Annotated in this window: 5 protein-coding genes; 3 read left to right on the top strand and 2 right to left on the bottom strand. The window is 39.1% G+C overall.

What is annotated here, in order from left to right; translation table 11 throughout:
- The first annotated feature begins 26 nt into the window (after positions 1-26).
- On the top strand, positions 27-485 hold the full coding sequence (locus tag IW22_RS11100; RefSeq protein ID WP_034726483.1) for an Lrp/AsnC family transcriptional regulator: 459 nt from the start codon (positions 27-29) through the stop codon (positions 483-485).
- A gap of 126 nt (positions 486-611) precedes the next feature.
- Here the strand turns inward: IW22_RS11100 and IW22_RS11095 are convergent, their stop codons facing one another.
- Complete coding sequence (locus IW22_RS11095; RefSeq protein WP_034726482.1) at positions 612-1,637, bottom strand: bestrophin family protein; 1,026 nt, start codon at positions 1,635-1,637, stop codon at positions 612-614.
- A gap of 128 nt (positions 1,638-1,765) precedes the next feature.
- The gene (locus tag IW22_RS11090; RefSeq protein ID WP_034726480.1) at positions 1,766-3,838 is read right to left on the bottom strand and encodes a thiamine pyrophosphate-dependent enzyme; all 2,073 of its coding nucleotides are present in this window, start codon (positions 3,836-3,838) and stop codon (positions 1,766-1,768) included.
- A 531-nt stretch (positions 3,839-4,369) separates the two neighbouring features.
- On the opposite strand from IW22_RS11090, the gene dnaE reads away from it, so the two are divergent.
- Together dnaE and IW22_RS11080 are read left to right on the top strand one after the other, a co-directional pair.
- On the top strand, positions 4,370-9,037 hold the full coding sequence (gene dnaE / locus IW22_RS11085) for a DNA polymerase III subunit alpha (protein WP_034726479.1): 4,668 nt from the start codon (positions 4,370-4,372) through the stop codon (positions 9,035-9,037).
- 334 nt (positions 9,038-9,371) lie between these two features.
- Positions 9,372-12,473: a fibronectin type III domain-containing protein gene (locus IW22_RS11080; protein ID WP_034726478.1), complete on the top strand. Its 3,102-nt coding sequence runs from the start codon at positions 9,372-9,374 to the stop codon at positions 12,471-12,473.
- Positions 12,474-12,649: the final 176 nt, after the last annotated feature.

The following is a 12,649-nucleotide window of genomic DNA, read 5'->3' as shown; positions in this document are numbered from 1 at the left end:
GTTAAACTTTATCCAAAAAATTATCTATGAACTTTGATGAAACTGATAAAAAATTGCTCCTGTACCTTCAGGAAGACTGCAAACAGACCACCAAAGAACTGTCTTACAAGCTTGGTTTGTCTGTAACGGCTGTGTATGAACGGATAAAAAAGCTTGAAAATCTAGGCGTAATCTCGAAGTATGTTGCATTATTGGACAGGCATAAAATAGACCGTGATTTTATTGTACTATGTCATATCAAATTGACACAGCACAAAAAAGAATTTGTGCTGCAGTTTGAAAGGGAAGTCATGAATCTGCAGGAAGTGACAGAATGTTTCCATGTAAGTGGTGATTATGATTATATCCTTAAAATAGGGGTAAAAGATATGGAGGATTACCGGAATTTTATGCTCAGCAAATTAACGGCGCTTCAGCATATTGCCAGCACTCACAGCTCTTTTATGATCTCTGAAGTGAAAAATACTACGGCTATTGTTCTGTAATTTAACCTGAGTTTTGTGGTTGTTGGTTGCTGGTTTATGAGTTGCTGGTTGGACGTAATTAAGCTATTAAATGATTGTCTGATGTCTGACATCTGAAAAAATATCTTATCCCAAACTCACCGTAATTTATACGAGGACTCCGTTCTTTGAAGCGATAGGTTCCGGAAGATCGTCATGTTCTCCAATCATTTGAAGGACATCGATTTCAATGGTCCGGCATATAGAAAGCATCGGAATGTCAAACATCATCCCTTCAAACGGGTTTTCTGAGTAGTCACCAACGAGTTCCATCACGATATAGATCCATCCGATAATGACACAGAAAGGAACGCTGATCAATATTCCCCAGTTTCCTAATTTGGCGAATTCATTCACCAATCCCAAAGGAAGAAGCATAATGAAGATGACATTAAAAATAAAGGCTGTACTGGCAAACTGTCTGGGTGAAGGGAATTTTTTAATTCTTTCCGCCTGTCCCTGATAATCATAAAACAAATTAAGAGCCTCCTGAAGCTGCATCTGATTGAAATCTGTGATATCACCTAAATTTTTCAATTCGTTCACATCCTTGGCCTGTTTTGAAATCAGATACGTGGCGAAATTTTTATATTCCGGCTGAAGATCCAGTTCCTTTTCCGAAAGGTATTTATGAAGGAAAATAGGTGTTCTTCCATAATCAGGGAATCCGGCTTTAATCAGTCGGTGTCTTCTGATATTAATATCCCCGAAATGTCTTTTCTGAGACATATGCTCCCATTCCGTAGGTACCAATAACTGTTCACGGAAAGTATATAGCCATGCAATATGACGGTATGCAATTTTCTTTTTGATGCTTTCGGTTTCGCTGTTGCCTTCACCTGTGGTATTAAAAGCATACAGCATGGAAACAAAAGAACGGCTGGAATTCACGATTCCACCCCATATTTTCCGGGCTTCCCACAATCTGTCGTAGGCCTGGTTATTTTTGAAACCTACATAAAAAGCTTCTGCAGTACCAATCAGGGCTACAGGTACCCATGGAATGATCATCCATTTCCATTTAAAAAAATAAAAAAGAGCGGCTACTAAAGTACACCAGGCCGTAAGCCAGATGATATGTCCGCCTGCGAGATTGAGAACCTGTTTGTAATTAAAATATTTGGTGGTGATCATATTGTTTCATCAAGTTGGGTGTGCATAAGCAAAAGAAATACCAAAAACAGGGTGGCCTTTTGCTTGAATAAATGTAATAAAAAAACCTCTAAAAAAATTAGAGGTTTCGTATAATTAATATGGGATGATTAATATTTCAGCATTTCTTCAATCTTTTTGCTGAGTTTTTCAGCATTAGGAAGCATTTCTTTTTCCAGTATTAAGTTGATAGGAACAGCCGGAACATCCAGAGAGCCCATGGTTTCTACAGGTGCGTCCAGATATTTGAAACAGTTTTTCGAGATACGGTGGGCAAATGCTTCAGCGAATGAATTATTCAGCTGCTCTTCAGTAAGAACAATACATTTTCCGTGAGCTTTCACTCTTTCGAACACAAGTTCTTCATCGAGTGGAATGATGGTTCTCAGATCGATTACTTCCACTTTTCCACTGAAATTCTTCACAGCTTCCTTCGCCCAATAAACACCCATTCCGTAAGTGACAACCAATAAAGTTCTGCCTTTTTCAGTTTCATTCTGATCAGCTTCAATGATCACTTTTCCTTTTCCAAAAGGAAGGATGTAATCTTCTGCCGGTTCAATCGTTTTAGCATCTTCAGTTCCCGGAACTTTGCTCCAGTATAAACCTTTGTGCTCTAACATGATCACTGGGTTCGGATCATAATAAGCTGCTTTTAATAAACCTTTGAAATCGGCCGCGTTGCTCGGGTAAGCGATCTTGATTCCTTTGATGTTAGCTAAGATACTTTCAACGCTTCCACTGTGGTAAGGTCCGCCACCGCCGTATGCACCGATTGGGACACGAATGATATTGCTTACAGGGAATTTCCCCTGACTTAAATAACTTGATTTTGAAATTTCAGTGATCAGCTGGTTGATTCCCGGATAAATATAATCCGCAAACTGAACCTCTACGATAGGCTTTAATCCTACAGCACTCATTCCGGCAGTTGATCCGATAATATAAGCTTCCTGAATAGCCGTATTGAAAACTCTTTTGCTACCGAATTTTTTCCCTAAAGTCACAGTCTCTCTGAAAACACCTCCGATTCTTTCTCCTACATCCTGTCCGTAAAGAAGGGCTTCAGGATGCTTCCACATTAGCTCCTGAACCGCATGAATGGCAGCATCTACCATAACGATTTTTTCACCGCCTGCAGGCTCACGTGTTCCCGTTTCCTCCGTAATCGGAGTAGGAGCGAAAACGTGTTGCATAACCGTTTCCGGCTTTGGATCTTCTGCATTTTTAGCTCTCTCAAAAGCTTCTTCAGCTTCCAAACGTGCTTTTTTAGTGATCTGCTTTAAAAGATCTTCATCAGTTCCTGATTCCAGTAGTTGTTTTCTAAGGATTTCGCCCGGATCTTTAGCTCTATGTTTTGTTAAATCTTCCTCGTCTCTATAGAATTCTCGTCTTACTCCTGATGTATGGTGACCGATAAGTACGGTTTTTGCACAGACTACCAAAGGTTTTCTTTCGTTTCTTACAAAATCTACCGCCTTTTTCATCGCTTCAAAACTTTCAACGAAATCTGTTCCGTCTACACGCATTCTGCTAAGACCTGTAAATCCTGCCACGAAGTCGTAAGCATCACATGTTCTTGCTTCTTCTTTGGTTACGGAAATTCCCCATTCGTTATCCTGTACAAGGAAAATGATAGGAAGCTGGTGAAGGGCAGCAAACTGTAAAGCTTCACTTACTTCACCTTCCGTTACGGAATTGTCTCCAAGACTACAAACCACAACCGGATTGTTTTCAAAAGTCTGTAAATTGAAATCCTGAATATACTTGATTCCCTGTGCAACTCCTGTAGTAGGAATGGTCTGCATTCCTGTAGCAGAACTCTGGTGGATGATCTTCGGTTTGTTTTCGTCTCTGCTTGAAGGGTGAGAATAATACGATCTTCCTCCTGAAAAAGGGTCTTCAGCTTTTGCCAGCAATTGAAGCATCAGTTCATACGGCTCAAAACCGATTCCCAAAAGAATACTTTCGTCTCTGTAATAAGGAGAAATCCAGTCTTCTTTTTTAAGCTGATAGGCGGTTGCCAGCTGAATAGCTTCATGGCCTCTTGATGTACTATGAACATATTTACAGATATTTCTGTTTTCTTCATAGATATCTGCCATTGCTTTAGCCAGCATCATGTGATTGTACGCTTTTAGCAAAATATCCTGAGAAACTTTTTCGTGAAGTGTATTTTCCATAGGAAGCAAATATACACAAAAAAACAAAATACGAACAAGTGTTAGTGTTTTCTTGAGATTGCCGTGAGTAAGGGCTTGTCCTCTAATTAGTTTTTTGATCAGAGACCTTCAAAACGGTGTTGTTTTTAACGGTTTAAACCCTAAAAAACCGCTTCCAGAAAAATTGAAAACGGCCGGGGAATTAATGAAAAGTTGATTTGTTATATTTATATGCTTTTGTATTATTATGACGTAAGATTTGTTACTTGGTTATATTTTCAAACCAAATATAAAAGATGTTATTTCAAACCACAATGAAATATTGTTAAAATTTTAAATAAAAATATATTTTATTAATATTAATTTATTTTAATTATGTTTTAATCTTAATTATTAGTAATTTAAGTCTGTTTTTAAAGTGAAATTCATTTTTCATTTATAAGGTGAAATTTGTGAAAAGTTATTCGCCTTTCTTTTGTATTTTACTGCTGAATTTTTGAAAAAATGGAGTAACTTTACATTCTCTTTTTTTTAGAAAAGTTAGAAACGTATATGTATTTAATTTTTGACACAGAAACAACCGGTTTACCTAAGAATTTCAATGCTCCGCTTTCAGACTCTGATAACTGGCCAAGAATGGTTCAGATCGCGTGGCAGATACATGATGATGAAGGTAAGTTAATTGAAAATCAGGATTATATTATAAAACCTGAAGGGTATGATATTCCCTTCAACGCCGCAAGGATTCACGGGATTACGACCAAGATTGCGAATGAAGAAGGACGTGACCTAAAGGAGATTTTGGAAGAATTTTCCAAAGTGCTGGACAGGGTAAGAATTGTTTCCGGGCACAATGTAGAGTTCGATTACAATATCGTAGGAGCAGAATTCTACAGAAAAGATATAAAAGACAACCTTCAGGCTAAACCTAAAGCTGATACCATGATTCTGGGAACGGATTATTGTAAGCTGGGTGGCGGAAGAGGCGGACGATATAAATCTCCTAAACTGGAGGAGTTGTACGAAAAACTTTACGGTCATAAATTTGACGAAGCACACAACGCAGCAGCCGACGTAAATGCAACAGCCAGAGTATTCTTCGAAATGATGAGGATAGGTGTGATTCCTTCTGAAGTACTAAAGATCTCTGAAGATCAGCTTGAATATTTCAAAAGACTTCATCCGGATCCGATAAAGCCGTTTCCTATTGTTATCAGGCGGCAGGTTGCTGATTTTAACAGTAAGAAAAAACATACAGACTCCCGAAATATTGACGAAGTTGATATCGGGAAATATTTCAATTTCAACAGCCACAGTGTTTTCTCAACATTGATGGCGACTTCCAGCATTAATGACCTGATCAAAAAAGCTTCTGATGAAAACTTTCCTGCTGTAGGAATGGTAGACATTGGAAACATGATGGGGGCTTTTAAATTTGTATCAGCGGTAGAATCTACAAACTCCGACCGTTCAAAAAAGCATAAAGAATTCCTGACTAAAAAACAGGAAGCTGAAGAAAATGGAACAGAATTTACAGAAGAAGAGCCGGTTTCAGAGCCGCTTATTCCGATTGTAGGTTGTGAGTTTTACATCTCAGACCGTTACGAACAGAAGCAGTTTACCAAAGATGATCCGGACAGAAGAACGCAGATGGTTCTTTTGGCAAAGGATTTTAACGGATATAAAAACCTGGCGAAACTGTCGAGTATAGGATTCTTAAAAGGGTTCTATTTCGGAGTACCAAGGATCAGCAGAGAATTGATTGCTGAATATAAAGAGGGACTGATCGCTGTAACTTCCGGAATTTTGGGTGATATTCCCGATGCAATCCTTAACACAGGAGAGCAGAAAGGGGAAGAGCTTTTTAAATGGTGGAAAGAAACTTTCGGTGATGATTTCTATGTGCAGCTTCAGAACCATAAACTGCCTGAAGAAGAGCATTTAAATGAAGTTTTACTCTATCTGGCTGATAAATACGGTACTAAAATTCTTGCCCAAAACGAAACTTTTTACAGTCAAAAAGATGATGCCAATATCCAGGATATCGTAAGCTGCATTAAGGATGGTGAAAAGCTGACAACTCCGGTAGGAAAGGGCTTCGGAAAACGAAGAGGGCTTACCACGGGAGAATATTATATCAAGAACAGTGATGAAATTAAGGAAGCATTTCTGGCTTATCCGGATGCTTTTGATGCGTATGAAGAGTTTCTTGCCAAATTCAGTCCATATACTTTAAAAAGAGATGTTCTCCTTCCTAAATTTGACATTCCGGAAGAGTTTATCCATGCTGAAGATGCTGTGGATGGCGGGAAAAGAGGGGAGATGGCTTATCTTACACACTTGACGTATGAAGGAGCAAGAAAAAGATATGCTGATACCGGAATTACAGATGAAATCAAAGAACGTCTGGACTTTGAACTTGACGTAATTGCCAATACCGGTTACCCAGGATATTTCCTTATTGTACAGGATTTCTGTAACGAAGCCCGAAACATGGGGGTTTGGGTAGGGCCGGGAAGGGGTTCTGCAGCAGGTTCTGCGGTAGCTTACTGTATTGGAATTACCAACGTTGACCCTATTAAGTATGATCTCCTTTTTGAGAGATTCCTGAACCCGGAAAGGGTTTCCATGCCCGATATTGATATTGACTTTGATGATGAAGGCCGGGACAGGGTGATCAAATGGGTAATCGAGAAATATGGGCAGAGTCAGGTAGCACAGATTATTACTTACTCAGTTTTAGGAGGAAAATCGGCTATTAAAGATGCAGGAAGGGTATTGGATCTTCCGATTCCTGATACCAATAATATTGCAAAACTGATTCCGCCAAGTCCCGGAATGAACATCGCAAAAGCTTTAGCCAAATATGATAAGCTGAAGCCTGAAGATCAGATGCTGGTGGATGAAATGAGAATGGTCCTCGATAATCCTGATGATCCGCGTTTCGATGTATTGGCGAGTGCCAAGAAAATGGAAGGCTGTATCAGGAATACCGGAATCCACGCCTGTGGGGTGATTATTACACCTGAAGATGTAAGTAACTTGGTTCCGATCACCATTGCAGCGAAAGATGCAGATATTTTGGTTTCCCAGTTTGATAACTCGGTGGCGGAAAGTGCCGGACTTCTGAAAATGGACTTCCTGGGACTTCGTACGCTGACGATCATTAAAGATGCCATGAAACTGGTAAAGCAAAGGCATAATATAGACCTTGATCCGGATGAAATTCCGCTGGATGATACAAAAACATACCAGTTGTTTAAAGAAGGTAGAACTGTCGGGATTTTCCAGTATGAAAGCCCCGGAATGCAGAAGTACATGAGAGAGCTTAAACCTACGGTTTTTGCCGATCTTATTGCCATGAACGCCTTATACCGTCCGGGACCGATCAAATATATCCCGAACTTTATCAACAGGAAGCATGGGATCGAAGAAATTGTTTACGATTTACCAGAGACCGAAGAATATTTAAAAGAAACCTACGGAATTACCGTATATCAGGAGCAGGTAATGCTTTTATCCCAGAAACTGGCCAATTTTACAAAAGGTGAGGCTGATACGCTGAGAAAAGCGATGGGTAAAAAGCAGATCGACGTTCTGAATAAAATGTACCCGAAATTCATTGAAGGAGGACGGAAAAACAATCTTAACGAAGAGCGGTTAGAAAAAATCTGGAATGACTGGAAAGCCTTTGCGGAATATGCCTTCAACAAATCTCACTCTACATGCTATGCATTAATTGCTTACCATACTGCTTATCTTAAAGCCAATTATCCGGCTGAATATATGGCGAGTGTAATGAGTAACAACATTAACAATACGGACTCTATTACCATGTTTATGGAGGATTGCAAGAGTATCGGCGTAGATGTTTTGGGGCCGGATGTGAACGAATCCCAGTATAAATTCTCAGTAAACGAAAAAGGACAGATCCGTTTCGGTTTGGGAGCAATTAAAGGGATTGGAGAAGGCCCGAGTGAGGCGATTACAAGAGAAAGAGCCAATGGAAGGTTTAAAAATATTTATGATTTCTTCGAGAGAATCCAGCCTTCTCAAATGAATAAAAGAGTGGCGGAAAGTTTAGTATTGGCAGGAGCTTTCGATGAACTTGGTTCTTACCACAGGGGTCAGTATTTTGATATTGATATGGCTGGTAAAACTAATCTGGAAAGGCTGATCAGATACGGACAGAGTTTTCAGGAGAGTAAAAATGAAATGGAACACTCCCTTTTCGCAGACTTTGCCGATGAGGTACAGATCGAACAGCCGAAACTGCCGCCTTGCCCGGAATGGCCGAATATGCATAAGCTTAATAAAGAAAAAGAGATCATTGGTTTCTATCTGTCTGCGCATCCGCTGGATGAATTTAAGTATCACTTCCAGTTTATGCAGGGGCAGTTATCTAAAAAGTCTGTCCTGGAAAAAGATGAAGAGGAAAAGCTGGTGACAGATGAAGTTCCTATTTTGGAAAAAGATTCTTTGGATGAAACGGTGGATCTTATTGAAGTCGTTTCTGATGAATTGTCCATAGGAGAAGAGGAAGTGATAGAAGAAGTCACGAAAAAAGCCGAACCGAAGGGGAATTTCATGTTCCTGAATCTCGATGAGGTTGATGCTTATAAAGAGCAGGCTTTTGCCAATAAACAGGAAGAATTGTTCGAAGAGAAGAAGAAAGACTGGAAAACACTTCAGAAAGAAAGAGAAAACGGCGGTGGTGGAAAAGAATATACCGTAGCCGGACTTATTACTGAGTATAGAGTGCAGGATGGTTTCAGAAGCGGTGAGAAAGTAGCTTTTGTAACGCTGGAAGATTATTCCGGATCCTATTCTTTCAGGCTTGGAGACAGGGATTATATGCGTTTGAAAGAAAAACTGGAAGTTCAGCGATTTGTGATTTTTAAAATAAAATTTGCACAGGTAAAAGACGGAAGGGTTTTCGTGAATGTAAATGATGTTATAGAGCTTCAGGAAGCTTTTGAAAGGTTTGCAAAAAGCATTTCTCTGGTGATGGATGTCATGGATGTACGTGCTGAAGATCTTGATTTTTTCAGAACCGTTCTTGACAGGAATAAAGGAAATCAGAAGCTTAAATTCTATATCAAAAATATTGAAGATGATTCCCAGATAGAAGTTCAGTCTATGAAACATTCGGTAGATTTGAACGGAGATCTGATCAAGGAAATTCAACTTCTCAATAAATATGAGTTCTATCTGAATTGATAATAGGGAATGATTAAAAATATAAAAGCGGCATTTTGTCGCTTTTTTTGTTTTTTAAATTGAAAATGAGGGGAATAGATTTTAGAAATTATTTTATGTTAACTTAATATTTTTCCTATTTAAGTGATTTTAATTTTTAGTATAAGTTATTGATATTCAATATTGTTTAATTTATCTTATAATTGTGAATTTTAAGTTAAAATTAAACATATATTTAATTTTGTTCAAAAAATTAGCTTTTTTGATTGTTTTGATATAATATTTTATGTTAATTTTTGACTTGTAGTGAAATATTTAAGTACATTTACAACCCTAATTTTTATTTTTACTACACATGAAAAAACTTTTACTCACGTGCCTATTTTTTCTGATAGCCACAATTGTGAATGCTCAAATTACTTTGGGCAGTGGAACAACTACGGGAGCTTATCCCATAGCATCAAACTGGGGGTATAATTATACTCAGCAAATTATATCCAAAGCAAAAATTAATGCAGATGCTGCCGGTTCTATCACAGGACTGAAATTTTATCTGCCTGCTGCGGCTGTTTTAGACAAATCTAACCAGTGGGAAGTGTTTGTAGGACATACGGCCCTTACAGCTTTCGCAGGTACTGCAGCTACCAATTGGGTTGCTACATCAGCCATGACTCAGGTATTCTCAGGTACTATTACCAATAATGCAGGAGTAGTGGAAATTACTTTCACGGCGCCATTTGCCTATAATAATGTGGATAACCTTGTTATAGCCGTTCATGAGAATACTCCGAACTTTAACACTTCTTCAGACTATTTCTATACATCTGCTTCAGGTACGACTAACAGCAGTATGTATTACAGAAATGATACTGTAGATTTCAACCCGGCAGCTCCGGTTTCCGCAGGAGGACGTGCTGCTACACTTTCGAATGTTACTCTTTTAGGTCTTACTCCTAATGCAGTTCCAACATGTCCTACTGTATCTGCACCGGCTGCAGCTGCAACAGGTGTTTCTGTTACTCCTGCTATTACATGGGGAGCCATCAGCAATGCTACAGGATACAGACTGTCTATCGGAACTACTGCGGGAGGAACGGATGTGATGAATAATGTAGACTTAGGAAATGTCCTTACCTACACTCCTGTAACCCCACTGAATTATAATAAACAGTATTATTATACAGTAAGTGCTTATAATGGAGCAATTCCATCTGTAGGATGTACTGAAAGATCTTTCACAACTCTAAATATTCCTTGTCCTTCAGTTTCTGCACCAACTGCAGCTGCTACAGGCGTATCTCTTACACCTACTATTACCTGGGCTGCTATTACAGGAGCAGCAGGATATAAACTGAGAGTAGGAACCACTGCCGGTGGAACCGATATTGTAAATAATGCAGATCTTGGGAATGTAACTTCTTATACATTCGGTTCTGCTTTACTGAACAGTACAAAATATTATTACAGTGTAAACTCATATGACGCCAATGCAGGAGCATCTACTTCTTGTTCTGAAAGAAACTTCACAACTGTTTGTGGTGCTTTATCTGCTCCCTTTCTGGAAGGATTCAATACGGGTACTTTACCAAGCTGTTGGTCTAATTCCAGTACGAACAATGCAGGTTACGCATTATGGCAATTTACAGGAACTCAGGATTACGGGACTACAGGTAGCGGAGCCTCAGGAACTGTTGCTTTTATAGATGCATCTTCTCCATATACTGGAATTCATGATGTTACTTTAACTTCTCCTCAAATTAACCTCGCAGGACTTACGACGCCTTACGTTCAGTTCAGATGGTTTAAAAATCATGCTTCTGCTGTAGGAGGAACTCAACCTGCATACGATAATAACCAACTTACTGTACAGGTTAAAAATGTAACAGGTTCTACATGGGAGACTATATTTACTTCAGCTACCAACAGTACTTTGTGGAGAACAGAAGGTATTGTTTTACCTGCTGCTTATAGCGGTGCTACTGTACAGGTAAGATTTGTGGTGGACAAAGATGTTGCAGGTAATGGATATTTCTATGATAATTTATTGTTAGACGATGTAGAAATTAAAGAAGCTCCTTCATGTTTAGCTCCTGTCACTCCTGTTGTTGCAGCGACTACCACTACAACAGCAACTATCGGTTGGACTGCACCTGCTACCGCACCAGCCAATGGATATGATATCTACTACAGTACTTCAAGTACAGCTCCTACAGCTGCATCTACACCTAATATGACGGCTATTTCAGGAACAAGCTATGTAATTAATGACGCTGTTGCAGCTACTACCTATTATGTTTGGGTAAGATCCCGTTGTTCAGCCAACGATCAAAGTGCATGGGTAGGACTTATTAACTTTGCTCTGGCGCCTGCAAATGATAACTGTGCAGCTGCTGTTGCTTTAACATTGAATACAGGTTTAACATGTACTGCAACAACTGCAGGAAATACACTGGGTGCTACGAACTCAAATGTGCCAGTTGGTACTTGTAGCGGAACACCGGACGATGATGTTTGGTATTCTTTTATAGCAGGATCTACGCTGCATATAGTTTCACTTTCCAATGTTGTTTCTACTGGAACTACATCATCTACAAGCTTATATACTCAGGTGTTTAGTGGTGCTTGTGGATCTTTAGCAAGCGTTCAGTGTGGAACTACAAACTCTACAAGTGTATCTGGCTTAACAGTTGGGCAAACTTATTATGTAAGAGTATATAACAGCAATGGAGCTGGTGCTAATAACAGCTTTAATATTTGTGTATCAACTCCGCCGCCGCCGCCAGCTAATGATATCTGTTCAGGTGCTGTAGCTTTAACAGTTGGAGGTAACTTCAATGCTCATGCTATTGTTGGTTCCAATGTATCTGCTACTACAGACGGTACTACAACTTGCCAGACAAGCAGAGCCAATAATGTTTGGTACTCAGTAGTCGTTCCGGCTTCCGGATCTGTAACAGTAGAAACTGCGGCAGTTACCGGATCAGGATTTATAGATTCTGTATTATCAGCTTACACAGGAGTTTGTGGAACATTAGTAAATGCTGCCTGTAACGATGACGTTTCTGCAGGAACCAATAACTTCTCAAAAATTGCATTAACAGGACAGACACCAGGTTCTACACTTTACTTCAGCGTTTGGAGATATTCTTCAGGTGCCGGTGTAGACGGAGAATTCCAGATTTCTGCTTATGACTCATCACTTTTAGCAACTTCAGAAGTTTCAGCAGCTAAAAATGAGCTTAAAGCATACCCGAATCCTTTCGCAGATGTTCTGAATATTTCTGACATTTCTAAAGTGAAGTCAGTATCTATTGTTGATCTGGCAGGAAGAGTGGTAAAAACAATTGATAATCCTTCTTCAGCCCTTCAGTTGGGTGACTTGAAACAGGGAATGTATCTTGTAACTCTGAATATGAAAGACGGATCCAAGCAGACCATCAAGGCCATTAAAAAATAAAATTTTATTGACCATATTCTATAGAGCAGCAGCCGAAAGGCTGCTGCTTTTTTGATGATAACTGTTGAATAAGATCAGTTAAAAAGAATAATAATTCAATAATGAATGATATTTGTTAAAAGTATTATTTTTTAAATTTAAAAAATGATTATGTTGTGTTTTTTTTATTAAATTAG

Origin of the sequence: Chryseobacterium sp. JM1 (assembly GCF_000737715.1) — a bacterium.
Classification (GTDB): Bacteria; Bacteroidota; Bacteroidia; order Flavobacteriales; family Weeksellaceae; genus Chryseobacterium.
Note: the sequence above shows the minus strand (reverse complement) of the source record. Positions and strands in the feature narration are given on the sequence as shown.

What these genes read in the sequence shown, in the direction of transcription:
- IW22_RS11090 (WP_034726480.1), bottom strand. Translation starts at nt 3,838, where the DNA reads ATGGAAAATACACTTCACGAAAAAGTTTCTCAGGATATTTTGCTAAAA.
- dnaE (WP_034726479.1), top strand. Translation starts at nt 4,370, where the DNA reads ATGTATTTAATTTTTGACACAGAAACAACCGGTTTACCTAAGAATTTC.
- IW22_RS11100 (WP_034726483.1), top strand. Translation starts at nt 27, where the DNA reads ATGAACTTTGATGAAACTGATAAAAAATTGCTCCTGTACCTTCAGGAA.
- IW22_RS11095 (WP_034726482.1), bottom strand. Translation starts at nt 1,637, where the DNA reads ATGATCACCACCAAATATTTTAATTACAAACAGGTTCTCAATCTCGCA.
- IW22_RS11080 (WP_034726478.1), top strand. Translation starts at nt 9,372, where the DNA reads ATGAAAAAACTTTTACTCACGTGCCTATTTTTTCTGATAGCCACAATT.